This window comes from Bordetella parapertussis (assembly GCF_020735925.1).
Lineage (GTDB): Bacteria > Pseudomonadota > Gammaproteobacteria > Burkholderiales > Burkholderiaceae_B > Bordetella > Bordetella pertussis.
In genome coordinates this window covers 918,266-943,379 of sequence record NZ_CP085971.1, presented here as the reverse complement: position 1 = coordinate 943,379, position 25,114 = coordinate 918,266, and the positions used below count along the sequence as shown (strand labels likewise).

Genomic DNA, 25,114 nt, shown 5'->3' with positions numbered 1-25,114 from the left:
CGGGCGCCGGTTCAGCGCCCTATCCAGGCCAGCGCCAGGCCGGCCAGATAAAGCCCCAGGCCAAAGACCGCGTGCACAAGCACGCTGCGCAGGCAATTCCTGAGCGGCGTGGGCGTGCGCGACGAAGCGAGTCCCGCTCCCAGCGCGGGCTGCATCACGAACCACGGCAACAGCACGGTCGCCACGCCCACCGCCAAGGCCGGCCCCGGCGACGGCGCCCGCAGCCATGCCTGGCCCGCGACGCCGACCAGCAGGCCGGCGAACAGCACGCCGGTCGCATAGTGCAGCCCCCAACCCAACGCCGCTTCGCCGCGCACCGCCGGCGCCTGCCGGATATCGGCGTGCGCAAACCGGCCATGGCGCCAGTGGCCCGCCCAGCGGCCCGCCAGGGCATAGTCCAGCACGGGCACGCCCAGGCGCCTGAGTGCCATCGTCCACACGTCCATCACGGCCGTGGCGCCCATGCCGACCAGCACGACGCGCGCCAGCATCTCCTGCGGTGCCATATCCCCTCCTGTGCGTTGACCCTCTTCATCGAGAAGGCCTATGATAGAAGTTGAAGTCAACTTTAAGTCAATGGAGGTCTTGCATGGATATTGCCGAAGTCGCCAGGCGCACCGGCGTTCCGGCCTCGACATTGCGGTACTACGACAAGGTGGGATTGATCGCGCCGGTCAGCCCGCCCGGCGCGCGCCGCCGCTATGCGCCAGCGGTGCTCGAGCAACTGGCTCTTGTCGCGCTGGGCCAGGCCGGCGGCCTGTCGCTGGACGACATACGCGCGATGCTGTCGCCGCAAGGCGCGCCGCGGGTGGACCGGCAGGTATTGCTGGCCAAGGCCGAAGAAATCGACGCCACCGTCAAGCAGTTGCAGGCCATGAGCCGCGGGCTGCGGCATGCCGCCGCCTGTCCCGCCCCCAGCCATGCGCAATGCCCGACCTTCAGGCGGCTGCTCAAGGCGGCGGCGGCCGGCGCGTTGAGCCGCCGGCGGCCGGCGTCAACGGGCGTGGCGCCGCGCTCGCCCCGCAAGCGCGCACCCGCCAGGCCATAGGCGGCAAGTCATCCCACCAGGGCGTCGAGGCCGGCGCCGGCCGAGCGCGGCAGGCGCCGCGCCTCCTTGGCCACATTGACCTTCAGCGCCATGCGCGCCACATCCAGCGTGGCCTGCGCCAGCGGATAGCCGCCGCGGGCCTGCAGCCAGCCCAGCACGTCGGCCAGGTGCCACAGCGAGGCGCTGCCCTCGTGGATGGGCGCCGGAAAGGTGGCGGGGTGCGCCAGCATCAGCTTGCGCATGTTCTGCCGCGACACGCCGACGATCTGCGCCACGTCGGTCAGGCCGACCAGGTCGGGCGCGGCCTCGATCAGCGCCGCCGTGGGCATGGCGCGGCGCACGTCGGCCAGCGCGCTGCGCACGGCCGCCTCGGCGCTGTCGGCCTCGCGGGTGAATTCGAGCGCCAGGCGGCCGGGCAGGCCCATGCCCACCAGGGCGTCGTCGCAACCGGCCTGGCCCAGACGCTCGACCAAGGGGTCCAGGTCGCTGTCGGCGTCGGCCAGCTGGTATTTGAGGGTGAAGAGGTATTCCATGGGTTACTCCTTGCTGCGGCACGCATGCGCCCGGCGATGCCTGGCGCAGTCATCCACCACGCGCCGCAGGGCGCGCGCGTGGTGGCCCGGGTTCCTGGGGGTGCTCCAGATGCTGGTGATGCAGAACTCGCCGCAACGGCATTCGCTGTCGTTGCATGGGCAGTACATGCGCCCCCAGGCATGGCCGCCCCGTCGCCGGATGTACCAGCCGTGCGCCTCGGCATGCTTGAGCGCGGCGTCGACGTCTTTGTCTGGATGCGGGCAACGTGTCATGCGGTGTTTTTCAGTTTGAGGCAATCCGTTCAGGATGCCAACTGACAACCCTTCGATTACGACGATTCCGACCCCTGGCTGCGCCATGCGTGCCATTCGAGCCGTGTCCGTCCAGGCATGCAAATGCCAGGAATCGGGCCGGCTGCCCAGGGCAAGGGTGACGGTTTCGGCACGCTGTCCGGGCCTGCGGCCCGGCGCCTAGCGAGTGGCGGCGCGCGCCTTGCGGCCGGGCGGCCGGGCGGTCGAGTCGCGCACGACCACGCTCTCGTGCGGCAGGCACAGGCCCGCCTGGGGCGCGCCCCGCCCCTCGACGATATCGACCAGCATGGCGGTGGCCAGGTAGCCCATGCGCTCCAGCGGAAAGCGCACGGCGGTCAGCGCGGGGCTCAGCAGTTCGGCCACGATGCCGTCGGAGAAGCTGGCGATGGAGAGGTCGCGCGGAATGCGCACGCCCTGCCGGTGCGCGGCCGCCATCGCGCCGGCGGCCACGATCTCGTTGGTGGCCACCACCGCGGTGGGCGGCTCGTCCAGCGCCAGCAATTGGCGCAGTCCGTCCTCGCCGCCGGGCTTGTAGTAGCCGGCGTCGACCACCAGCTGCGGCACCCAGGGCAGGCCCGCCTCGGCCAGCGCGTCGGCGTAGCCCGCCACGCGGCGTTCGCCCACCCGCCGCTGCAGACCGCCCAGGAAGGCGATGCGGCGATGCCCAAGTTCGATGAAATGGCGGGTGATGGCCGCCGCCGCGCCGCGCTCGTCGAGTTCGACGTAGGGATGCTGATCGTCGAGGTAGCGGTTGACCAGCACGAACGGCGCGTTCAGCGTAGCCAGCTCCTGCAGCATCTGCGCTTCGTGCCGGCCGGTGGTCACCAGCAGGCCGTCGATACGGTTGCTGCGCAACAGCCGCCCGGCCACCTTGGGGTCCTCCTCCTCGCCGCCCATGCCGCCCACCAGCAGCGAATAGCCGCGCTCCCAGGCGGCGCGCTGGGCGCCCTGGATGATTACGGGAAAGACCGGGCTGTTGAGCTCGGGCACGATCATGGCCAGCGTATTGGAGCGCGACAAGCGCAGGCCGCGCGCCTGCAGGTTGGGCGTGTAGCCCAGCGCCTCGATGGCCTGCTGCACGCGGGCGCGGGTTTCCTCGCGCACCACCAGCTTGCTGTCATTGCTGAGAATGCGCGAGACGACCGCGGGCGAGACGTTGGCCGCTTTGGCGACGTCCACGATCTTGACTACCTTGCGGTTGCCCGTAGCCTTGGTCGTCATGGCGTCATGCGCCCGGGTGCTCAGTCATGCGTCGGATTATAGGGGCAAGGCCCGCCCGTCGCCGCCCCCCGCAAAGGCCGCTGTCAGGCCACGGCCGCCTCCCGCGCGCGGCGCGCCACGAAAGCCGGCACGCTGTCGAGCAGCAGCCGCGTGTACTCGTGGGCCGGGGCGCTGAGCACCTGATCGGTGCGCCCCTGCTCGACGATGGCGCCATGGCGCATCACCACCACCCGATCGGATATCTGCGACACCACCGCCAGATCATGCGAGATGAACAGCATCGCCACGCCCAGCCGGTCGCGCAAGTCCTTGAGCAGCTCCAGGATCGACGCCTGCACCGACACGTCCAGCGCCGAAGTGGCTTCGTCGCACACCAGCACCGAAGGCTCCAGCGCCAGCGTGCGGGCAATGCCCACGCGCTGCTTTTCCCCGCCGCTGAGCTGGTGCGGATAGCGCTCGGCGTAGGCCGCCGGCAGGCGCACCAGATCCAGCAGCTCGTCCATGCGGCGATCCTGCTGGCGGCGATCCAGCCCCATCAATTGCAGCAGGCGGCGCAACACCTCGCCCACGCGCTGGCGCGGGTTGAGCGAGGAGTCGGGATTCTGGAACACCATCTGCGACTGGCGCCGCAGCCGGCGCGCCACCTCCGGGCTGGCGCGGTACACATCGTGGTCGGACAGCTCGACCGTGCCCGCATCCGGCGCTTGCAGGCCGACCAGGCAGCGGCCCAGGGTCGACTTGCCCGACCCGCTCTCGCCCACCAGGCCCACCACTTCGCGCGGCCGCAGTTCCAGCGACACGCCGGCCAGGGCCGCCACGCCTTCGGCGCGCGGCAGGCGCAGCAGCCTGGCCCAGCCGCCCAGCGGATGGGCGGGCCGGAATGTCAGGCGCACGTCGCGCACGCGCGCGATCGGCGCGCCGACGGCCGGCACGGCCGGCGCGCGCTTTTCCAGCAGCGGCAAGGCAGCCAGCAGCTTGCGGGTGTAGGCATGGGCGGGATGCCACAGCACCTGCTGCGCGGCGCCGGCTTCCTGCACGCGCCCGCCGTGCATGACCGTCACGCGCGAGCACATGCGCTCGACCAAACCGATGTTGTGGCTGATGAAGACCATGCTCAGGCCGCGCTGCACCCGCAACTCGTCCAGCAGATCCAGGATGCGGGCTTCCACCGTGACGTCGAGCGCGGTGGTCGGCTCGTCGAGCAGCAGCAAGTCGGGCGAGCAGGCCAGCGCCGTGGCGATCACGATGCGCTGCTTCATGCCGCCGGACAACTGGTGCGGATAGGCGTCCAGCAACGTACTGGCGCGCGGCAGGCGCACCTCGTCCATCAGCCGCAGGGCTTCGGCGCGCGCGCTGCGGGCATCGGCGCGCCCGCGTTCGACCAGCGCCTCGGTGATCTGGCGGCCGACGGGCAGGCTGGGATTGAGCGCGGTAAATGGGTCCTGGAACACCATGGCAATGCGGTCGCCGCGCAGCCCGGCGGCGCGTTCTCCCGTGATGTCCTCGCCGTCGAAGGCCACGCTGCCGGCGGTGACCGCCGCGCCGGGCGGCAACAGGCCCAGCACCGTCCAGGCAATCGTGCTCTTGCCCGAGCCGCTCTCGCCCACGATGCCCAGCGACGCGCCGCGCGGCAATTCGAGATCCACGCCATGCAGCACCTGGTTGCGGCCGTAGCGCACCTCCAGGCCCTTGATATTCAGGATAGTGTCTTGGTGCATCTCAGTTCCTTTGCTCGCCGCGCGCATCCAGGCGCTTGCGCAGGCCTTCGCCCATCAGGTTGACGGCGATGACGGTCAGGCAGATCGCCAGCCCGGGCGACAGGGCCACCCAGGGCGCGCGCTCCAGGTAGGGACGCGCCTCGGCCACCATCAGGCCCCAGTCCGAGGACGGCGGCTGCGTGCCCAGCCCCAGGAAGCTGAACACCGCGCCCAGCAGGATGGCGAAGCTGACGCGCAGCGACGCCTCCACCACCAGGGGCGGCAAGGCATTGGGCAGGATCTCGCGCAGCAGGATCCAGGCCAGCCCCTCGCCGCGCGCGGGCTGCGGTGATGAACTCCTCGTTGGCCAGCGACAGCGTCATGCCGCGCGCCAGCCGGATCATGATGGGCGTGTAGATGATCCCCACGGCCAGCGCCGCCTTCCACAGGCTGGGCTCGGTGGACGCCAGGATGAGCAGGCCCAGCATGACCGGCGGCACCGAAATGACGATGTCCACCGTGCGCATCACCGCGTCGTCGATCCAGCCGCGCAGGTAGCCCGCCAGCAGGCCCAGCGGCACGCCCACGACGAAGCTGAGGGCGGTGGCCGACACGCCCAGCAGGATTGACGTGGTGCCGCCATACAGCACGCGGCTGAACACATCGCGGCCGAATTCGTCGGTGCCCAGCCAGTGCTGCGGCGACGGCGGCAGCATGCGCGCGGCGGCGTCCATGGCGTCGAAATCGTATTGGGCCAGCCAGGGCGCGCCCAGCGAAACCAGCACGATGGCTGCCAGCATCAGGGTACCCACGACCAGGGCCATGGGCAGCGGCGCGCGGGCGCGGCCGGCTTCAATGGGTGTCGAGATTTCCATAGCGGATCCGGGGGTCGAGAATGGCATAGGCGATATCCGCCGCCAGGTTGGCCAGGGCATAGATGACGGTGACCGCGAGCACGCCGGCCTGCAGCACGGGCAGGTCCTTCTGCTCCACGGCGAAGATGAGCAGGCGGCCCAGGCCGGGATACGAGAACACCGTCTCCACCACCACGATGCCGCCCATCAGGATGCCGAAGTCCAGCGCCAGCACCGTCACGGTGGGAATCAGCGCGTTGCGCAGGGCATGGCGGTACAGCACCGTGCGTTCGCGCAGGCCCTTGGCGCGGGCCGCGCGCACATAGGGCGCGCTCAGGGTCTCCAGCATGCTGGAGCGCTGCAGGCTGGTGACGTGGGCCACCAGGCCCAGCACCAGCGTGCATACCGGCATCACCAGGTGCGACAGCCAGGCACCGAAGCCGGCGGACAGCTCCACATACCCGGTGGCGGGCAGCCACCCCAGCGTGCCGGCCACCAGCAGCACCAGCACGATGGCGATCAGGAACTGCGGCAGCGAAATCGACAGCCACGAGAACGCCAGGATCAGCCGGTCCTGCCAGCGGCCATGGCGCACCGCCGCCACCACGCCCAGGAAAATGCCCAGCGCCGCCGTCAGCACCAGGGCCGCCACCGCCAGCAGCGCGGAGCGGCCCAGCGCCGCGGAGATCAGCGGGCCGACGGGCCGGCCCATCACCAGCGACTGCCCCATGTCGCCGTGCAGCGCGGCGCCGGCCCAGCGCCAGAACTGCGTCCACAGCGGATCGTTCAGGCCCAGGCGGGCCTCGATGGCGGCGACCTGTTCGGGCGAGGCGAAGTGCCCCGCGATGGTGTAGGCCACGTTGCCGGGCATGGCCTGCGTGATCAGGAAGATCAGCACCGCCATGGCCGCGACCACGAACACCACGTGCCCCAGTCGCCTGACGAGATAGGCCCACATGGCTCAGCGCGCCCCGCCGGTTTTCTCGACGTCGTACAGGTCGAGCCAGAGGAAGGGATTGGTGTGGTAGTTCTTGATGTCGGCGCGGTAGGCCGTGGCGACATTGGTCACGTAGCCGATCACGCCCGGCACCTCCTCGGTGAGCGCGCGCTGGAAATCCTGGTAGTGGCGGATCTGCTCGGCGCGGTCGGTGCTGGCGCGCGCCGCGTCCAGCGCCTGGTCCACGCGCTTGCTCGAGAAATGCCACATGCGCGCGTTCCACGAACCCGTGCTGTAGAACCAGGGCGACGTCGCCGCGTCGATCACCGGGCTGGCGAAAAAGCCATCCACATACATGGGCGCGATTCCCGCCACGCCAGCCGAATAGCGGTTGTAAGGCACCCGCTGCACGTTCAGCTTGATCCCCAGCGGCCGCAGCAGCTGCTGCGCGGCCACGCCCAGCCGTTCGCGCGAAGGCCGGCCCGCCGGCACGAAGATGTCCACCGCGAAACCCTTGGCATAGCCGGCCTCGGCCAGCAACTGCTTGGCCTGCGCCAGGTCGGGGGCAAAGCCGATATCCTTGTTGAACGCGGGATCGGTCGGCGCGATCGGGCTGTGGGTGGGCGAGCCCTCGCCGAACAGCGCGAAGTTCACCAGCTCCTTCTTGTCCAGCGCCAGGAACACCGCGCGGCGCACCCGCACATCATTGAACGGCGGCTTGGAGTTGTTCAGCACGATGCCATCCCAGCTGGCGCTGGGCACCGAGTCCACCACTACCGCGGCGTCCTTCTTCAGGTCCGGAATGGTCTCCAGCGGCAGGTTCCAGATCATGTCGATGCTGCCCGAGCGCAAGGCCGCCACGCGCGCGGCCGCCTCGGGCATGACGCGCATCACCACCCGGTCGATCTTGATGCGGTCCTTGTCGTAGTAATCGGGATTGCGCTCCAGCTCGAGCTGGTCGCCCGGCGTATAGCGCACGAAGCGGAACGGGCCCGTCCCGCTGGGCTGGGTCTTGATGGTGTCGATGCGATCCTGCGCCACCACGCGCAACTGGCGGCCGGTCAGCAAGCCGGGAAAATCGGCATACGGCTGCGTCAGGGTGAAATGCACCGTGGCGTCATCGGGCGCGTCCACCGACTTCATCACCTCCAGCTGCGTGCGGCCGGGCGAGCCGGTCGCCGGGTCGACGATGCGCTGGAACGAAAACACCACATCGCTGGCCGTCAGCGGCTTGCCATGGTGGAACTTCACCCCGGGCCGCAGCTTGAACGTCCATTCGCGCAGATCGGCCGACGGCGTCCAGCTTACCGCCAGGTCGGGCACCACCTTGGAGTTGGCGTCGATGCGGGTCAGCCCGCCGAACACCAGCCCGTTGAACACATACTCCTCGCCCAGCGTCGTGACGTTGGGGTCCAGGCTGTTCAGGCTGGTGAACAGGGCCACCTGCAGCGTCGACTCCGCCCGCGCGGCGCCGGCCAGGCCCACGCTCAAGCACAGCGCGGCCAGCGCGGCCGCCATCTTTCCCGTCTTGCTCATCATGCATTCCCCTTGTGTTGTGTGCGGCCGTGGCCGCTCTCAGGCAGCGCCGTTCAGGTAATCCCACCCGGCCGCCGCATGGACCTTGGCGACCGCGATGAACTCATCCAGGTCGACCGACTCGTTGCTCATCGCCATGCGGCCCGGCGCCGGGCCGTAGACGTACGCCGGCACGCCGCTGCGGCGCCAGTAGCGGCAATCGGTGGACCCGATCGATGGCACGGCCACCGGCCGGCGCCCCACGATCGCCTGCGCATTGTCGGCGATGAAGTCCACCATGGGATGATCGTGCGCGCAGACGTTGGGCGGCGTGCTGTGCCATTGCTGCACTTCCATCGAGGCCTGCGGAAACTCCGCCAGGATGCCCTCCAGCCGGGCCAGCACCACGTCGGGCTCGGTGCCCACGGGCAGGCGGATATCGACCTCGAACACGCAGCGATCCGGGATCATGTTGATCTTCAGCCCGCCGTTGAGCACGCCCACGTTCAAGGTGGTGCGCGTGACCACGTCGGCCGCGCCCTCGCCCATCGCCACGTCGAGCGCGCGGCGCACGTCCTCGCGCTGCAGGTGCGCCTTCAGCGCCGCCGGCAGGGACGGCTCGATCGCCTCCACTTCGGCCAGGCGGCCGATCAGCGCGGCCGCGATGCGGGTGGGGCTTTCGCTGCGATGCACGTAGGCGCCGTGCGCGCCGGCGGCCAGCACCTCGAACTTCAACCGCAAGGTGCCCTTCTCGGAAAAGCGGATCGTGTCCAGGCTGCTCGGCTCGCCGTTGAGCACGCAGTCGCCGCGCCAGCGCGTGTCGTTTTCCAGCAGCCAGCGCGTACCCCAGCGCCCGCCCGTCTCCTCGTCGGACACCGCGGTCAGCGCCACGCTGCCCGCCAGCTGCGCACGCCGCGCATACAGGTAGGCATAGGCGATCACCGAGGCGGCGGTTCCCGTCTTCATGTCGCAGGTGCCCCGGCCGTGCAGGCGGCCTTCCTCGATATCGCCCGACCACGGGTCGCGCGTCCAGCCATGGCCATCGCCCACCGGGAACACATCCATGTGGCCGTTATAGACCAGCCGCGGACCGGCGCGCCCACCCTCGCATTCGCTGACCACATTGGGCATGCTCTCCTGGGGGCCAAGCAGCTCGTTCGGCACGCCGCGCGCGCTCAGGAACCCCTGGATCACCGCCGCGGCGGCCCGCGTGTCGCCAGGCGGATTGGGCGACGCCGCCCGCACGAACTCCTGCAGGAACCCGATCAACACTTCGCGCTCGGCCTCAATGGCATCGAGCATGGCTTGCTTGGACATGGCCTCTCTCACGACGTTAGTAAATCGATTTAACGAATCGTACGAGCGTGGCCGCGGGACGGTCCATCATGCTTTTCCCGATGCGGGTTTGCTTGGAATGTCCACACGCCAGGTGCCTGTCCCCGCGGGGACAGGCACCCCGCCATGCGCCATGAACTTGACGCCAGGACGGTCGGAGACAGGCACCTGCCGATCGCTACGCGGCGTCCGGGCCGCGGGCCTTCACATCCGCTCGCCCGGCAACCGGCTTGCCTGCGCCACCCAGTCGGCGAACCGGGCCTCGTCGAATGGCGCATCTTCGTAGATATCCAGGTAGCGCACATCCTTCTGCTTGGACGCGCCCGGCGGCAGGGGTTGCAGCGAAGCGCCGCGAAAGAACGCGACCTTTATGTACTTCGTCATGCAATGGAAGCTGAGAAACCAGCCCTCGCCCTCGAAGCCGTAGAAGGGCGAGTTCCATTTGACGGCCTTGTAGACGCCGGGCACCGTGCGCTCGACTATCGCGTCCAGGCGTTCGCCGACCGCGCGCTTCCAGCCCGGCATGGCCGCGATGTACGCCTGCACGGGCGCATCGCCGTAGCCCTTGGCGATCTGCGGATTGCCGCCAGACAGCAGCACGACCTCGCCCAGCCCGCCCTTGCCGGCAGCCTTCGCGCCGCCCTTTCCTGATCCTTCGGTACGCTTGTCAGCCATCGCATCTCCTTGTCGCGCGCCAGCGGCGCCGGCCGCTAGTCTCGCCGCGCCAGCGCCAGAAAGACGCCCAGGCCCACCATCGTGGTTCCCGACACGCGCGTCAGCACGCGAGCGCGCGCAACGCGAGCCGCCTCGGATCGCAGCAGTCGATGGGCAGCGACCACCGCCATCACATCGACCAAGGTATTGAGCGTAACGCAGATGCCCCCCAGCAGCGCCAGTTGCGGCGCCAGCGGCGCGCCGGGATCGACGAACTGCGGCAGGAACGCCAGGAAGAACAACGCCGTCTTGACGTTCAGCGCCTCGACCAACACGCCCTCGGCCAGCGCGCGCCGCGCGCCCTGCGGCGCCACGACGCGCACCGCCGCCGGGCGCGGGCTCAGCCACATGCGCAGGCCCAGGTACACCAGGTAGGCGGCCCCCGCATACTTGAGCAAGCTGAAGGCCAGCGCCGACTCGGCGATCAGCACCGACAGGCCGAGCGCCGCCGCCAGCACGTGCACCAGGCCGCCCAGCGCCGTGCCCAGGCACGAGGCCAGTCCTTCGGCGCGGCCGCCGGCCACCGTGCGGGCGACCACATAGGCGATGCCGGGCCCGGGCGTGATGGCCAGCAGCGCGGCGGCAAGCAGAAAGGCCAGCAGGGACATGGCAGTGCCGGGCTCAGCGATGGGCCCGCTTCATTCGGCCCGCGCCATGCTCTGCGCCAGCGCGTCCTGGCCACGCGCCTGCAGCGCCTGGACCGCGCCCAGGCGATCGCGCTCGTCCTTGTTCTGGCTCAGCTTGCGCTTGCCGACCAACGACGTGATGGCGACTTCGATGCCCACGATATTGCGCAGCATGCTATCGATGTACTCCGGCGTGGAGTCCGTCATCTTCCAGGGCCGCGACTCGCCCGCCTCGTGCCGGCGCGTCAGCCGTGCGACCACGCCGCGCACGAAGCGCTCGTCGTCGCGCACCGCCAGCGTACCGTGCGCATGCACCACCTCGTAGTTCCAGGTGGGCACCTGCCGATGCGCCTCGTGCTTGCTGGGATACCAGTTGGGCGAGATATAGCCCTCGGCCCCGCGGAACACGACCATCACCGCCGCCCCGTCGGGACAGCGCTGCCATAGCGTATTGGCGCGCGCCACGTGGGCGATCAGCGTGCCATGCGGCCCGGCGTCGGGATCGAACTCGAACGGCAGGTGGTCGGCGTCCAGCCCCTGGGCGTCCTGGGTGACCAGCATGCCAAGCGGATGCGCGCGGATGATGCGGGCAAGTTCCTCGGGCCGGGTTTCGGCGAAATGGGCGGGCAGATACATGGCGGGCAGCCGAAAAAATGGATAGCGTCACTGTGGCGCCAAACCGGCATAATGAAAAGATCCAGTTCAAAGGTATTTAAATGGGCCAGTCAGGCAAGCCCGCCAGCCGCCCCAGCGGTCCCAACGGGGCGGGCCGACGCATCTACGACTTGCTGCGCGGCCAGATCGCCGACGGCACGCTGGCCGCCCGCGCGCCGCTGCCATCGACCCGCGCCCTGGCCGCCGAGCTCGGCGTCTCGCGCACCACGGTCACCGCCGTCTACGAACAGCTCGCGGCCGAAGGATTCCTGGATACCGCCCCTGGCCGCGCCGCCCGCCTCGCCAGCCCCCTGGCCGCGCCCGACCCCGACGCGACGCCCGCCAGCCCGCCGGCCGGCCGCCCGCTCACCCTGTCCGCCTGGGGCCGGCGCGTGGCAAATATCGGCACGCCGGCGCCGCTGTCGCATCCGCCGGTGCGTTACGACTTCCTCTACGGCGCGCTGGCCTCGCGCGACTTTCCCAGCCTGGCCTGGAAGCGCGCCTATCAGCAGGCCCTGCAGCGCCCGCCGCACAGCCTGAGCTACGCCCCGCCCGAGGGCGAGCCGGCGCTGCGCCGCGCGCTGCAGGGCTACCTGCGGCGCGCGCGCGGGATAGCCTGTGAACCCGGACAGATCCTCATCGTGCAGGGTTCGCAACAGGCCATCGACCTGTGCGCACGGCTGCTGCTGGATGCCGGCGACGACTTCGTCTTCGAGAACCCCGGTTACCTGATGGCGCGACACTGCTTCGCGGCCACCGGCGCGCGCCTGCTGCCGGTCGACGTGGACGAGCACGGCCTCGACACCGAACAGCTGCCCGACACCGCGCGCGTGCGGCTGGCCTACGTCACGCCATCGCACCAGTTCCCGCTCGGCGGCGTACTGCCCATCGGCCGCCGCCGGCAACTGCTGCAATGGGTCCGGCGCCACGATGCCTGGATCGTCGAGGACGACTACGACGGCGAATTCCGCTACGGACAACGTCCCATCGACGCCTTGCAATCCATCGACACCGATGGCCGGGTGATCTATGTCGGCACCGTCTCCAAGGCCCTGTCGCCACGTCTGCGGCTGGACTACATGGTGCTGCCGCGCCACCTCGTCGAGGTGTTCCGGCAAGCCAAGCGGCTGGCCGACCGGCACGCGCCGGCGCTGGACCAACAAGTCCTGGCATCGCTGATCGATAGCAGCGTCTACGAGCGCCATGTGCGCCGCATGCGCCGCGACAACGAACGCCGCCGCACGGCGCTGCTCGAGGCCATCGCGCGGGAATTGCCGCAAGGCGCCCGGGTCGACGGCACGGCGGCCGGCCTGCACGTGGTGCTGTGGCTGCCCGGGCTGGACGCGCGCGACGAGCCGGCGCTGGTGGCGACGGCGCGCGAGATGGGCGTGGGCGTGTATCCGCTGGCGCCGCTGCATGCCCCGGCCGGCGTCGGCCAGGCCCACCGCCCCGCCGGCCTCATCCTGGGCTACGCCAGCCTGGACGTCGAACAGATCCGGCAAGGCATCGCCATCCTGGCCGCGGCCATCGGGCGCACGAAGGACTGATGGCAAGCTCGCGCGACCCGGCCGGACGAGGCGCAGCAGCCTTGCCCTAGCGCCAGATCCGCAGCTTGCGGTAGCGGCGCGCCAGGTGGACGCGGTCGTCGACGGTGGAAAAGATCACGGCGAAGACGATGCCGATCGCCGCGCCCACGATGGTGTCGACCACCCGCTCCACCGGCATGTTGCTGGCCGGCGCGGGCGAGGCCATATAGGTCATCAGCAGCGCCATCGGCGTCACCGTGACCTGGCCCAGCGCATAGTTGAAGCCGATGGTCACTTCCGTGATGACCTGGCATAGCACCACCGCCGCCACCAGCGTCCAGAACGACGGGTCCTGCGCCAGGACGGCCCACACGATGCAGGCGCCGACGATGGTGCCGGCCATGCGCTGCAGGGAGCGGTTCATCGTCAGGTGCAGGTGCGTGCCCTGCATCACCGCCGCGGCGCCGATCGCCGCCCACGCGGGGTACTGCCAGCCGGCCCAGAAAATGATCAGGGCCGCGGCGCCCGCCCCCACCGCGATGCGTCCGGCGACCATCAGCTGCAACGATAGCAGCGGCAAGGGCGCGGCCGCCATCGCCACGGCGCCGTGCGGCCGCAAGCGGTCGGTCAAGGCGCAGGCCAGCCAGGCCACCAGCGCGCCCCAGGCGGTGGCCAGGGTCCGTTCCATGACCGCCGCCGCCGAATCCACGGGCGCCAGGGCCGCGCCCACCGCGAACACGAAAATGACCGCGCCCGGCCCGCCGGTCAGCCCCCAGCGCCACACGGCCAGCGTATACAGTCCGGCGGACAGCGCCAGCAGCAGCACCATGGACAACGCGCCCGCCCCCGCATAAGTGGCCAGCGACGGCACCAGCACGCCCGCCACCAGCAGCAGGCCGCAGACCATCACGATACGCTGGCGGCCCTGCGCCGATGCGAAGCGCCCGAACAGCGCCGCCAGCCCGCCAAGGGCGGAAAACCCGACCAGATGCGGCCAGGGCGACAAATGCGCGCTGACCAGCGCCACGAAAATTGCCAGCCCCGCCTGCAGGCCCGCGACCAGCGCCACCCGGACCGAGGCCGGCTGGGCAATCAGCAGGCTCTGCCGGAGCTGGTTGCCGGCAAGCAGGTGGCGCACGGACTGGCCGCGCGAGGCCTTGCGCCCGCCTTGCGGCGGCCTGGGCGCGGTTTTTCTTGCGGCGGAGAGTTTCCTGGAAGCCATGGGATCGATGCGGAGCTGGCGACCAGCCATGATACTGCGCGGCCCCCTGCCCGCGCGGCCGTCCTATTGCGTTTCGATGTCGGCCTCTTTGATGACCTTGGCCCATTTGGCGATGTCGTGCCGCATCAGCGCCTGCACGTCCGCGGCCGTGCCCTTGCGTATCGCAATGCCCTGCTGGACGAATGATGCGCGCAGCTCGGGATCGTCCAGGATGCGGTCCAGGCCGTCGGACAGCGCACGCACGACGGTCTCGGGCGTGCCAGGCGGCGCCATGATGACGTTCCAGTCCAGCGCCTCGTAGCCGGGAACCGGGCCGCTTTCCGCGACGGTAGGCACCTCGGGATGCTCGGCGCTGCGCTCGCGGCTGCCCACGCCCAGGGCGCGCAGCTTGCCGGCCTGCACCATGGGCCAGGCCGCCGTCTGTCCGGTAAAGGTGAACGAGGTTTCGCCCGCCACCGCCGCCACGGTGGCCGGACCCGAGCCCCGGTAGGGAACGTGCGTGGCCTTGATGCCGGCCATGGAAGCGAACAGTTCGGCGGCAATGTGGCTGGCGCCGCCCACCCCGGCGGTCGAGAAGGTCAGCGAGCCGGGGTTCGCCTTGGCCTGGCGTATCAAGTCCGCGGTCGACGCGATGCCCGACGCCGAGGAGGTCACCAGCACCAGCGCCGAGGTGCAGATCATGCCGACCGGCGTGAAGTCGCGCGTGGGATCGTAGGGCAGATTGGGATACAGCGTCGGGTTCACCGATAGCGGGCCCGCCGATCCCAGCAGCAGCGTATAGCCATCGGGCCGCGCCTTGGCGACGAAGTCCGTGCCGATGCTGCCGCCGGCGCCTGCCCGGTTCTCCACCACGATGGACTGGTTCAGCGTCTGTCCCAGCTTGGTGGCGACGGCGCGCGCTACCGCATCGGTGGTGCCGCCGGGCGCGAACGGCACGATCAGCCGGATGGGCCGGGAGGGGTAGGTCGGCTCGGCGGCCGCCGGCTGCAGGGCCAGCAGCACGCCGCAGGCCAGGCTGCCCAGCAGACCGCGCAGCTGTTGTTTGAATGCCATGGTAGGACCTCTTTTCGTTATGGACCGATGCGGCAGCGCGCGGCGCGCTTTGCCGGTAACCGCGATTCTGGCCAACCCTGCGTTGCCCACCTTGTACGTTCTTGCTCACTTTGCGGCGTAATGCGGGTCAACGATTGCATCTGCGCCATGCGCCGCGAATAATGGCCCGACCGTCCGCCATCCCCAAGCCTGCATGGACATCGCCGACCCCGACGCCCCGCCTCGCTACGCGCCGCCTGAAATCCCCATCCGCCCCGGCTGGCTGGCAATGCGCCGCGAACCCGTGCTGGAACCCGGCTTGCCCATCGTCGACGCCCACCATCATCTGTGGGACCGCCCGGGCCAGCGCTATCTGTTCGACGAATTGCGCGCCGACCTGCAGACCGGGCACAACGTGCTCGCCACCGTATACGTGCAATGCCGTTCGATGTACCGCTGCGACGGCCCGGCGGCGATGCGGCCCGTGGGCGAGACCGAGTTCGCCAATGGCGTCGGCGCGCAAAGCGCCAGCGGGCTGTACGGCCGCCTGCGCGCCTGTGCCGGCATCGTCGCCTATGCCGACCTGTCGCTGGGCGCGGCGGTCCGGCCGGTGCTGCAGGCACACCTGAACGCGGCGCCGCAACGCCTGCGCGGCATACGCTGCATGACGGCCGCCCACGCCAGCCCGCACATCCAGCCCAATTCCGGCAAGGTGCCCGAGCACCTGCTGATGGCGCCGCGCTTTCGCGAGGGTTTTGCCGAACTGGCGCCGCTGGGCCTGTCGTACGACGCCTGGGCCTTTCACACCCAGTTGCACGAAGTGCTGGACCTGGCGCGTGCCTTCCCGCAGACCGTCATCGTGGTCGACCACGCCGGGGGGCCGCTGGGCATCGGCCCCTACGCCGGCCGCCGCGACGCGGTCTACGCCCATTGGCACGCGGCGATGCGCGCGCTGGCCGCCTGCCCCAATGTCAACGTCAAGCTGGGCGGGCTGGCCATGCACTTCAGCGGACTGGACTTCCACCTGCTTGCCGAGCCGCCGGACTCCCGGCAGCTGGCCCATGCCTGGCGTCCGTATATCGAGGCGTGCATCGAACTTTTCGGCGCCGGCCGCTGCATGTTCGAGAGCAATTTCAGCGTCGACAAGGGCATGCTGTCCTATGCCGTGCTGTGGAACGCGTTCAAGCGGCTGGCGGCGCAGTGCTCGGCGCAGGAAAAGGCGCAGCTGTTCGCCGGCACGGCCCGCCGCGTCTACCGGCTGCCGCCCCAGCCCTGAGCATCCGCCATGCGCCAGACGCCCCGCAAAGGATTGCCGCGACCAGTCCCGGCCGCGCCTACAATCCCCGCCATGGACAATATCGACATCAAGCTGCTGCGGACCCTGCTGGTGCTGATGAGCGAGCGCAGCGTATCGCGTACCGCCGACCGCCTGGACGTCAGCCAGCCTGCGGTCAGCCGCGCGCTGGCGCGCCTGCGCATATTGTTCGATGACCCGCTGCTGCTGCGTTCGCGCGCCGGCATGGTCCCCACGGACCGCGCCAGCGAGATCGAGGCCCGCGTGCGCCGCCTGCTGGCCTAGTACGATGCCCTCGCCCACCGCCCGCAGCCCTTCGATCCGTCCGTTTCGGAGCGCCACTTCGTGCTGTCGGCGCCCGAGTATGCGGAGCATCTGCTGATGCCCCCGATCTTCCGTCACTTGCGCGCGCATGCGCCGAACATCCGCGTCGAGGTGCGCGCGCCGGATCCCGAGCGGGCCTACGAATTGCTGGAAAGCGGTGAGGTGGACCTGCGCATCGCCTGGCTGCGCAAGCCGGCGCAATCGCTGCGTTCGATGCAGCTGTTCCAGGACCGCATCGTCTGCATCGCGGATCGCGGCCATCCGGCGCTCGACGGCACGCTCAGCCTGGCCGACTTCCTGCGCTATCCGCACGCGCGGCCCTGGGGCATGGGACGCAACATGTCGGGGCGGGTCATCGACGAAGCGGTGGAGCTATTGGGCAAAAAGCTGGCGCCCCCCTTCCTGGTGCAGAACTTCCTGACCATCCCCTATACCATCACCGGCAGCGACCTGCTCGCCGTGCTGCCCCTGGTGCTGGCGCGCGCCTTCGCCGCGCAACAGCCCATCCAGATACTGGAAGTGCCGCTGCGGCTGCCGCGCATGCGCTATGGCGCCTACTGGCACGAACGCAGCCACAAGGACGTCGGCCACAAATGGCTGCGCTCGGTGGTGCTGCAGGCCGCGCAAGGCCTGCAGGCGCCGCCCGCGGCTATTTGAGAATGTCGCCCACGCACATGTATTTGATCTCGACGTAATCGTCGATGCCGTGCCGGCCGCCTTCGCGCCCCAGGCCGGATTGCTTGACGCCCCCGAACGGCACGTGCTCGGTCGCCAATATGCCGACATTGACGCCCACCATGCCCGACTCCAGGGCTTCGGCGGCCCGGAATATCCGGCCCACGTCGCGGCTGTACAGATAGCTGGCCAGACCGAACTCCGTGGCGTTGGCAGCAGCGATGGCATCCTCGTCGGCGTGGAAGCGAAATACCGGCGCGAGCGGGCCGAAGGTTTCCTCGCGCGCGCACAGCATCTGCGAGGTGGCGTCGACCAGCACCGTCGGCTCGAAGAACAGCCCGCCCAGCCGCCGGCCTCCCGCCACCACCCTGCCGCCCTTGGACACGGCGTCCTCGATGTGCCGTTCGATCTTGTCGACGGCCTCCGGTTCGATCAAGGGCCCCTGCGTGACGCCCTCGTCGAAGCCCGGCCCGACCTTCAAGGCCCGGACCGCGTCCGCCAGCTTCTCGACGAAGGCGTCGTAGACGCCATCCTGCACATAGATGCGGTTGGCGCACACGCACGTCTGTCCCGCATTGCGGTACTTGCTTTGCATCGCGCCCTCGACGGCGCTGTCGAGATCGGCATCGTCGAACACGATAAAGGGCGCGTTGCCTCCCAGCTCCAGCGACAGCTTCTTCACCGTGGCGGCGCTTTGCGCCATCAGGATGCGCCCCACCTCGGTGGACCCGGTGAAGCTGAGGTGGCGGACCGCATCGTTGGCGCACAATTCCTTGCCGATGGCGATGCTGTTGGCGCCGTCGGCGGGCAGCACGCCCAGCACGCCGGCCGGCACGCCGGCGCGCACGGCGAGCTGGGCGGCGGCCAGCGCGGTGAGCGGCGTGTGTTCGGCGGGCTTGACGATGACCGGGCAGCCGGCGGCCAGCGCTGGCGCGACCTTGCGCGTAATCATTGCCAGCGGGAAATTCCACGGCGTGATCGCCGCGCACACGCCGATGGGTTCGCGCAGCACCAGCAGGCGGCGATTGTTGTCGAAGGCCGGCAAGGTCTCGCCGTTGATGCGCTTGGCCTCTTCGGCGAACCATTCGACGAAGCTGGCCGCATAGGCGATCTCGCCGCGGGCCTCGCCAAACGGCTTGCCTTGCTCGGCCGTCAGCAACCGAGCCAGGTCGTCCTGGTTCGCCAGCAGCAGGTCGAACCATTTGCGCAGGATGGCGCTGCGCTCCTTGACCGTGCGCGCGCGCCAGGCCGGCCATGCCGCCTGCGCGGCGGCGATGGCCTCGCGCGCGTGGGCGGCGTCGAGGTTGGCTACGTCGGCAAGTTTGCGGCCCGTGGCCGGGTCGTGCACGGCGAAGCGCTGGCTCGCGGCTATCCAGCGGCCGTCCACCAGGGCGTCGGTACGCAACAAGGACGGGTCGTTCAACAACTGCAGGGGCGAAATGGTCATATCGATCGAATCAGAAGAAAAAAACCGTGGGACGCACCCACGGCCGGGCATGGCGTAACCCGCTAGGCGGATCGCAGGACCTCCAGCAAGGCCTGCAGCGGCGCTGCGTCCAGCTCGAAGCAGGCGCGCGCCAGGCGCTCGGCGGACAACGCAACCTTGCCGTGTGCCAGACAGGCCGCGCCCTTTTCCACCAGCTCTGCGTCGCTGAGCGGAAATTGCGCGCTGCCGCGCAGGCCTTCCACGCGTATGCGATGGCTGACCCCGTCGCGCAAATGCACCACAACTTCCGCCCAGCGCGGGAACATGGGCGGTTCGCCCTGGCTCAGCTCCACTTTCTCGAAGAAGGCCTGGATAGCGGGACGCCGCACGGCTGCATCCTCGAAGCTGGCAAGGTTGACCGCGCCGTCATGCAAGGCGGCGGCCACGGCGTAGTGCATGCTGAACTTGGCCTCCAGTCCGGTTTGCGGCCGGTCGTAGATCAGCGGCACGGTCGCGCGGTAGTTGGTCTTCACCTCGACCCGTTCCACCTCGGCGAATGCCAGCGACTGCTGCTTGCGCAGGTCGAGAATCCCCTGGATGGCCCGGTGGGTGGCATAGCAGAGGGGATACTTCTTTACCTCGATGCCGGCCGCGTCGATTTCCAGGGGCAATTGACCCAGGGTGTCGAACTGCGCATGGATGTCCTGCCCGTCGGCATACAGCACCGTATAGCCATGGGGGCCGTCCATAGCGGACATCGACGCATCGAAACCCAGCTCGGCCAGCAACGCCGCGCGCAGCGCCATCACGTTGGCCTGCCCTGCCTGGAACGGCTTGGACATGGTGCCGAAGTTCTGCCGCGTGCCGGCCACCTGCGAGACCAGGATGCCCATGGCATGCGCGATGCGCGCAGCGTCCAGCCCCAACAGCCGGCCGCACGCGTCGGTGGCGCCGAACGCCGCGATCGACGGCGTCGAATGCCACCCCTTGGCATATTGGTCGTCCACGATGGCGCGCGCCAGCTTGATGGTGACCTCGAAGCCCGCCAGATAGGCGTCGAGCAGCGCCTTGCCGCTCACGCCCCGGCTCTCGCCCAGCGCCATCAACGCCGGAAAGATCGCAACGCTGGGATGCCCGCGCAAGGGCGAACTCACATCGTCGAAATCCAGCGCATGCCCCATGATGCCGTTCACCAGGGCCGCCAGCTCCACCGGCAGGCGATCGCCGGTGGCCCAGACAGTGGCCATGCCCGGCGCGCTCTGGCCGCGGGCGTAATCCATCATCAACCGCGACGCCGGTTCGTCGGCGCCGGCGATCGCCACCGCGATCGTGTCGTACAGGGCGCGCGCGGCGACATGGCGGGCGGAGAGCGTGGCGCCGGCCGGGTCGAAACCGGCGACGAAAACGGCGATCTTCTCGATTGCGGTGGGTGTCATGGCTGGGGCTCCTTGCCGCCCGGCGCAAAGCCGTACAGGCGGGCGGGGTTGTCGCTGAGGATGGCGTTGCGCAGGCGCCGGTCGGGCACCCACAGCTGCAGCAGGTTGAGCAGGCCGCCGTCGTCGGGGATGGCGCCCGGCTCGCGGACGTGGGGCCAGTCGGTGCCCCAGACCAGGTGATCCGCGCCGGCATCGACCAGCGCATGGGCGAACGGCACCACGCTGGCATAGGGCGGCGTGGGGTCGCCCATGCGGTTGGCGCCGGAAAGATTTACCCAGCAACGTCGCTCGCGCAGCAGGCCCAGCAGGGCCTGGAAGCCGGGGTCGCCGATACCGGCGGAAGTCGGCATGCGGCCGATGTGGTCGATCACGACCATCACCGGCAGACGTCGGATCAACGGAAGCAAGTCCGGCAAGGTGCGCGCATCGACCAGCAGCTGGATATGCCACCCGAATTCCGCGATACGCCGCGCGATCTCCAGGACATCGTCTTCCTCGTTCCTGTGCCCGAAGATGAAATTGAAGCGCACGCCGCGAAAGCCCGCAGCATGCATATCGGCCAACGCGTCGCGCGTGACGTCGCGATCGACCAGCGCGATGCCGCGCCACTTTCCTTCGGAGGCCAGCAAGGCATCGCGCGTCACCGAGATATCGGTTCCGTAAGCGCCGGAGTGCACGATCACCGCGCGCTCCAGCCCCAGCGTGGACAGCAGGCGCCGATAATCGTCGATGCCGGCGCGCGGCGGGTTGAAGGTGCGCTTGGGATCGAGCGGATAACGGGAAACGGGCCCGAAGATATGGGCATGGGTATCGCAGGCGCCCGGGGGCACCTCGAACGCCGGCGGCGTATAGGCAGACAGCGGCTCCTGCGATTCGAGCAGGGGTTCGGCACTCGCATTCATACGGTAAACCTCATCTCAGTAAGCATGGCGCAGCCGGAACACCGGCAGGTTGATATCGGCCGATACCGGGCGGAACACCACTTCCACCGGCGCGTCGGCCCGCAAGGCGGCGCAATCCGCCACATCCACCAGGTTGCTGATCAGCAGCGGGCCTTCGTTCAGCTTGATCACGGCGACGCGGTATGGCAGCAGACTGGCCACCGAGTCCCAATAGCCCTTGTGGAACTCGCACCACGAAAACAGGGTTCCGCGGCCGCTGGCGGGCACCCATTCCTGCTGTTCGGAAAGACAGGCCGGGCATACGGGGGCAGCGGGAAAATGCACGTCGCCGCAATGCCGACAGCGTTGCAGCGACAGCACGCCGCGCTGCGCAAAATCCCAGAACGGCCGGCTCAGCACGTCGGGCTTGGGTAGGGGAAAACCAGGCGTCATAGGTGTATCCTCGTGGCGGCGCGTCAGTCGGCCGTGTAGATGATGGAACGGGTGCACGGCGTCGCCGCCACGTACTGCACGACGCGGCAACCGGGCACCTGGCGTTCGCCGCCGTCGCCGCGCGCCTGGCGCACGGCCTCCGCATTCAGGCCCCATCCCTGCATGTACGAATTGGAAAGATGGCCGCCGTCCGTGTTGGTGGGCAGGCCGCCACCCAGTTTCAAGCGGCCGTCGCGCACGAAGGCGCCACCCTCGCCGCGGCCGCAGAAACCCATGCCCTCCAGGCTGAACAGCACCGTGGGGCTGAAGTTGTCGTAGCACATCAGGGCATCCACATCCTGGGGCCCTATTCCCGCCATCCCGTAGACCTCGGCCGCGGTGTCCTGCAAGGCGTCGTACCAGAAGTCGCTGGAAAAATTCGGCAGCGAAGACTCGACGTAGGTCTCGCGCGCGCCGATGCCGGAAATCCTGACCGGCGGACGCTTCAGGTCGCGCGCGCTCGGTGGAGGTCAGGATCAGGCAGACCGCGCCGTCGTTGATCAGGCAGTAATCCAACAGGCGCAGCGGCGCGGCGATGTGCCGCGAATTTTCGTGGTCGTCGACCGTGATGGGGGTCTTCATCACGGCGTCGGGGTTCAGGCAGGCGTGGTGGCGAAAGGCCATCGCCACTTCCGCCAGGTCGCGCCCCGTGGTGCCATACTGTTGCGCATGGCGTTGGAACATCAGCGCATGGCCGGCGCCCGGCGAGGTGAAGCCCCACGGATTCCAGATGTTGGGGCTTTCGTCGCCACCGTAGTTGACACGCCTGGAGCGTCCGATATTGGTATAGATCAGCGCGACGTAATCGGTCAGCCCCGCATTGAGCGCTGCCACCGCCTCGACGATGGAAATGCCGGACATGCGGCCATGCGCGGGCAGGGTCAGGGTCCAGCGCGGATTCAGCCCCAGCACCTCGCCCATGCGGGTGTACGACGGTACGCGGCAGACGCCCAGGCCGTCGACCAGATTCTTGTCCAGGCCGCAATCATCGATGGCGTTCTTGAACGCCCATGCGCCCAGGCCGTATTCGTCCAGCTCGGGAAAACTGCCATACGGCGTGGTGCCCACGCCGACCACCGCATAGCGGTCCTTCAAGGCGTACAACGGATTGGTTTTGCGGTTGCTCGTGTCACGCTCCGGCGGACTCGGGTTCGCGGCGCGAAACGATCGCGTCCCGCTCCAGGGCCGCCACCTCCGCGGCGCTCAGGCCGAACATGCGCGTCAGGACGTCGTGGGTGTGCTCGCCCACCAGCGGCGCACGCCGCTGCGGCTGGGTTTCGGTCTTGGTGAACTTCAAGGGCGTGCCGGCCACCTGCACCTTGCGCGGGGCATGCGGGTAGGGGTCGATGTCGACCAGCATGCGGCGCTTGCGCACCTCCGGGTCGGCGAAGATATCGGCCGCGTTGTTCACGGGCGCCGCCAGTACGTCGTGGCCCAGCAAGGCGGCCATGACGTCGTCGCGCTTGCGCACGCTGGACCATGCCCGCATGATGTCGTCGATTTCGCCGCGGTGTTCGCGGCGCGCGGCGCGCGTGGCGAAACGCGGGTCGGCGCCCAGTTCGGGCTGGCCGATCGCGGTGGCGATACGCCGCCAGAATTTGTCGTTGGGTGCCGCCACCACGAAGTTGCCGTCGGCGGCCGGGTACATGGTGTACGGCGCCGAGAACGGATGCGCGTTGCCCATGGGCCCGGGAATTTCGCCGGTATAGGAATGCTGATACAGCATGCGCTCGCACAGCGAAAGCATGCAGTCGTACATCGACGTATCGACGTACTGGCCTTCCCCTGAACGCTCGCGCCATTGCAGGGCGGCCAGGATTCCTACCAGGCACATCGTGCCGGGGAAGATGTCGCCCACGCCCGGGCCGATCTTGTAGACCTGGCCATCGGCCGAACCGGTGATGCCCATGATGCCCGAGACGGCCTGCACCAACAGGTCCACGGTCGGCCGCTCCGGATAGTGCTTGCCCAGGGTGCGCCGGTCGCCGAAGCCGCGCACCGATGCATAGACCAGGCGCGGATTGATCCTCGACAGCGTTTCATAATCCAGCCCGTATTTCTCCATGACGCCGCCGCGGAAGTTCTCCACCACCACGTCGACGTCCTTGACCATGCGCAGCACCAGGTCGCGGCCGCCCGGCGACTTCAGGTCGATGCAGATACCGTGCTTGCTGCGGTTCAGGCTGTTGAAAAAGCCGCCGATATCCTGGTCCTTGGTCGCTGCGTCCAGATACGGCCCGCTGGTGCGGGTATGGTCGCCGCCGGGCTCCTCGATCTTGACTACGTCGGCGCCCAGGTCCGCCATCAGCATGGTGGCGTAAGGTCCCGCCAGGAACCGGGTGAAATCCAGGACGCGTATTCCTTGCAGAGGTCCCTTGCTCATGATCTTCCTTTGATTGATGCGTTGTTGCGAAAAAAAGGCTGCACTGTCCCGGCCCGCGCGGCGCAAGGCGCCAGCGGGCTGAAAACCGGTTGGGGGAGAAAAGGCGGCCGGGCGGGAACCGCCTGGCATTACTCGGGAGCGATGCCCGCCGTCTTGATGACCTTGCCGTACTTGGCCAGTTCGGCATCGACGAACTGCTGGAATTGCGCCGGCGGACCGGGCTGGGCCGGCTCGGCGCCCAGCTCGCGGATGCGGGTCTGCACATCCGGCTGCTGGAGCACCGCGTTCAACTCGGTGTTCAGACGTGCCAGCACCGGGGATGGCAGGCCGGCGGGCGCCATCAGGCCATACCAGGCGCTGATTTCCACCCCGGGCAGGCCGGCCTCGGCCATGGTCGGGATCTCCGGCGCGGCGGACGTACGGGCCGCCCCGGTCATCGCCAGCGCCTTCAGCTTGCCGGCGCGCACCATCGGCAGCGCCGACGGGATGTTGGCGAACATCATCGTCACCTGGCCGCCCAGCACGTCGGTCAGCGCGGGCGAATCGCCCTTGTACGGAACGTGGATGATGTCCAGGCCCGAGATGCTCTTGAAGAGCTCGCCCGCCAGTTGCGGCGAAGACCCCACGCCCGAGGAGGCGAAGCTGATCTGGCCCGGCCTGGATTTGCTCAGCGCGATCAGATCCTGCAGGGAGTCGGCCTCGACCTTGGGGCCCACCACCAGCAGCAGCGGAACCGAGGCGATCAGGCCGATGAGCGTGAAATCCTTGTCCGCGTCATAGGACAGCTTGGCGTACAGATTAGGATTGATTCCATGCGTGGCGGAATTTCCCATCAGCATGGTGTAGCCGTCGCCCGGCATCTTGGCCACGTACTCGGCGCCGATGATGCCGTTGGCGCCGGCGCGGTTTTCCACCACGATGCTCTTGCCCAGCCGCTCGCCCAGCTTCTGCGCCATCAGGCGCGCCAGCAGGTCGTT

25 protein-coding genes and 1 pseudogene are annotated in these 25,114 nt (G+C 69.0%); 5 read left to right on the top strand and 21 right to left on the bottom strand.

Features of this window, described 5'->3' with window-relative positions; translation table 11 throughout:
• Positions 1–11 precede the first annotated feature (11 nt).
• Positions 12–506: a DUF2938 domain-containing protein gene (locus LK409_RS04435; RefSeq protein ID WP_010927968.1), complete on the bottom strand. Its 495-nt coding sequence runs from the start codon at positions 504–506 to the stop codon at positions 12–14.
• An 83-nt stretch (positions 507–589) separates the two neighbouring features.
• Here LK409_RS04435 and LK409_RS04430 point away from each other — a divergent pair, with 83 nt between their 5' ends.
• Positions 590–1,048 (top strand): helix-turn-helix domain-containing protein, encoded by a 459-nt coding sequence (locus LK409_RS04430; protein WP_010927967.1) that lies wholly within the window; start codon positions 590–592, stop codon positions 1,046–1,048.
• Between the two features lie 8 nt (positions 1,049–1,056).
• Here the strand turns inward: LK409_RS04430 and LK409_RS04425 are convergent, their stop codons facing one another.
• The 11 genes and pseudogenes from LK409_RS04425 to LK409_RS04375 all read right to left on the bottom strand — a co-directional run bounded on the left by LK409_RS04425 (position 1,057) and on the right by LK409_RS04375 (position 11,428).
• Positions 1,057–1,581 carry a helix-turn-helix transcriptional regulator gene (locus LK409_RS04425; protein WP_010927966.1) on the bottom strand — a complete coding sequence of 175 codons (525 nt, stop codon included), beginning with the start codon at positions 1,579–1,581 and terminating at the stop codon, positions 1,057–1,059.
• 3 nt (positions 1,582–1,584) lie between these two features.
• On the bottom strand, positions 1,585–1,854 hold the full coding sequence (locus LK409_RS04420) for a hypothetical protein (protein ID WP_033446780.1): 270 nt from the start codon (positions 1,852–1,854) through the stop codon (positions 1,585–1,587).
• Between the two features lie 198 nt (positions 1,855–2,052).
• Complete coding sequence (locus LK409_RS04415) at positions 2,053–3,114, bottom strand: LacI family DNA-binding transcriptional regulator (RefSeq protein ID WP_003812296.1); 1,062 nt, start codon at positions 3,112–3,114, stop codon at positions 2,053–2,055.
• Positions 3,115–3,197: 83 nt separating this feature from the next.
• Positions 3,198–4,832, bottom strand: a complete 1,635-nt coding sequence (locus LK409_RS04410; protein ID WP_010927965.1) for a dipeptide ABC transporter ATP-binding protein — start codon at positions 4,830–4,832, stop codon at positions 3,198–3,200.
• A gap of 1 nt (position 4,833) precedes the next feature.
• Positions 4,834–5,635, bottom strand: a pseudogene (locus tag LK409_RS22760) (ABC transporter permease).
• A gap of 28 nt (positions 5,636–5,663) precedes the next feature.
• Complete coding sequence (locus LK409_RS04400; RefSeq protein ID WP_010927964.1) at positions 5,664–6,623, bottom strand: ABC transporter permease; 960 nt, start codon at positions 6,621–6,623, stop codon at positions 5,664–5,666.
• Between the two features lie 3 nt (positions 6,624–6,626).
• Positions 6,627–8,141, bottom strand: a complete 1,515-nt coding sequence (locus LK409_RS04395) for an ABC transporter substrate-binding protein (protein ID WP_010927963.1) — start codon at positions 8,139–8,141, stop codon at positions 6,627–6,629.
• A 36-nt stretch (positions 8,142–8,177) separates the two neighbouring features.
• Positions 8,178–9,434 carry a M20 family metallopeptidase gene (locus LK409_RS04390; RefSeq protein WP_003812305.1) on the bottom strand — a complete coding sequence of 419 codons (1,257 nt, stop codon included), beginning with the start codon at positions 9,432–9,434 and terminating at the stop codon, positions 8,178–8,180.
• 222 nt (positions 9,435–9,656) lie between these two features.
• On the bottom strand, positions 9,657–10,127 hold the full coding sequence (locus LK409_RS04385) for a DUF1801 domain-containing protein (protein ID WP_003812307.1): 471 nt from the start codon (positions 10,125–10,127) through the stop codon (positions 9,657–9,659).
• Positions 10,128–10,162: 35 nt separating this feature from the next.
• Complete coding sequence (locus tag LK409_RS04380) at positions 10,163–10,774, bottom strand: LysE family translocator (protein ID WP_003812309.1); 612 nt, start codon at positions 10,772–10,774, stop codon at positions 10,163–10,165.
• Between the two features lie 30 nt (positions 10,775–10,804).
• Positions 10,805–11,428, bottom strand: coding sequence for an FMN-binding negative transcriptional regulator (locus tag LK409_RS04375; RefSeq protein WP_010927961.1), 624 nt, complete (start codon positions 11,426–11,428; stop codon positions 10,805–10,807).
• A gap of 80 nt (positions 11,429–11,508) precedes the next feature.
• Between LK409_RS04375 and pdxR the strand changes: the two genes are divergently transcribed.
• Entirely contained in the window at positions 11,509–12,993 is a 1,485-nt protein-coding gene (gene pdxR / locus LK409_RS04370; protein ID WP_010927960.1) for a MocR-like pyridoxine biosynthesis transcription factor PdxR, read from the top strand.
• A gap of 46 nt (positions 12,994–13,039) precedes the next feature.
• On the opposite strand, the gene LK409_RS04365 is transcribed toward pdxR, so the two are convergent.
• Together LK409_RS04365 and LK409_RS04360 are read right to left on the bottom strand one after the other, a co-directional pair.
• The gene (locus LK409_RS04365) at positions 13,040–14,110 is read right to left on the bottom strand and encodes an FUSC family protein (RefSeq protein WP_010927959.1); all 1,071 of its coding nucleotides are present in this window, start codon (positions 14,108–14,110) and stop codon (positions 13,040–13,042) included.
• Positions 14,111–14,257: 147 nt separating this feature from the next.
• A complete protein-coding gene (locus LK409_RS04360; protein WP_010927958.1) occupies positions 14,258–15,247 on the bottom strand; it encodes a Bug family tripartite tricarboxylate transporter substrate binding protein in 990 nt (329 codons plus the stop codon).
• 193 nt (positions 15,248–15,440) lie between these two features.
• On the opposite strand from LK409_RS04360, the gene LK409_RS04355 reads away from it, so the two are divergent.
• The 3 genes from LK409_RS04355 to LK409_RS04345 all read left to right on the top strand — a co-directional run bounded on the left by LK409_RS04355 (position 15,441) and on the right by LK409_RS04345 (position 17,501).
• On the top strand, positions 15,441–16,502 hold the full coding sequence (locus LK409_RS04355; protein WP_010927957.1) for an amidohydrolase family protein: 1,062 nt from the start codon (positions 15,441–15,443) through the stop codon (positions 16,500–16,502).
• A 72-nt stretch (positions 16,503–16,574) separates the two neighbouring features.
• Positions 16,575–16,805: a LysR family transcriptional regulator gene (locus LK409_RS04350; protein WP_226376514.1), complete on the top strand. Its 231-nt coding sequence runs from the start codon at positions 16,575–16,577 to the stop codon at positions 16,803–16,805.
• A gap of 60 nt (positions 16,806–16,865) precedes the next feature.
• On the top strand, positions 16,866–17,501 hold the full coding sequence (locus tag LK409_RS04345; RefSeq protein ID WP_226376513.1) for a LysR substrate-binding domain-containing protein: 636 nt from the start codon (positions 16,866–16,868) through the stop codon (positions 17,499–17,501).
• Here LK409_RS04345 and LK409_RS04340 read toward each other — a convergent pair.
• The 7 genes from LK409_RS04340 to LK409_RS04310 form a co-directional block, all read right to left on the bottom strand.
• Positions 17,494–19,017: an NAD-dependent succinate-semialdehyde dehydrogenase gene (locus LK409_RS04340; RefSeq protein ID WP_076879802.1), complete on the bottom strand. Its 1,524-nt coding sequence runs from the start codon at positions 19,015–19,017 to the stop codon at positions 17,494–17,496. The genes LK409_RS04345 and LK409_RS04340 overlap by 8 nt on opposite strands.
• Positions 19,018–19,028: 11 nt before the next feature.
• A complete protein-coding gene (locus LK409_RS04335) occupies positions 19,029–20,381 on the bottom strand; it encodes an MmgE/PrpD family protein (protein WP_010927955.1) in 1,353 nt (450 codons plus the stop codon).
• Positions 20,378–21,283 carry an amidohydrolase family protein gene (locus LK409_RS04330; RefSeq protein WP_010927954.1) on the bottom strand — a complete coding sequence of 302 codons (906 nt, stop codon included), beginning with the start codon at positions 21,281–21,283 and terminating at the stop codon, positions 20,378–20,380. Before LK409_RS04330 ends, LK409_RS04335 begins: the two co-directional genes overlap by 4 nt.
• Before the next feature lie 15 nt (positions 21,284–21,298).
• The gene (locus LK409_RS04325; protein WP_010927953.1) at positions 21,299–21,715 is read right to left on the bottom strand and encodes a Zn-ribbon domain-containing OB-fold protein; all 417 of its coding nucleotides are present in this window, start codon (positions 21,713–21,715) and stop codon (positions 21,299–21,301) included.
• 23 nt (positions 21,716–21,738) lie between these two features.
• The gene (locus LK409_RS04320) at positions 21,739–22,104 is read right to left on the bottom strand and encodes a thiolase C-terminal domain-containing protein (protein WP_226376512.1); all 366 of its coding nucleotides are present in this window, start codon (positions 22,102–22,104) and stop codon (positions 21,739–21,741) included.
• A gap of 779 nt (positions 22,105–22,883) precedes the next feature.
• On the bottom strand, positions 22,884–24,137 hold the full coding sequence (locus tag LK409_RS04315; protein ID WP_010927952.1) for a CaiB/BaiF CoA transferase family protein: 1,254 nt from the start codon (positions 24,135–24,137) through the stop codon (positions 22,884–22,886).
• 128 nt (positions 24,138–24,265) lie between these two features.
• Positions 24,266–25,093 carry a tripartite tricarboxylate transporter substrate binding protein gene (locus LK409_RS04310; RefSeq protein WP_226376511.1) on the bottom strand — a complete coding sequence of 276 codons (828 nt, stop codon included), beginning with the start codon at positions 25,091–25,093 and terminating at the stop codon, positions 24,266–24,268.
• Positions 25,094–25,114 lie beyond the last annotated feature (21 nt).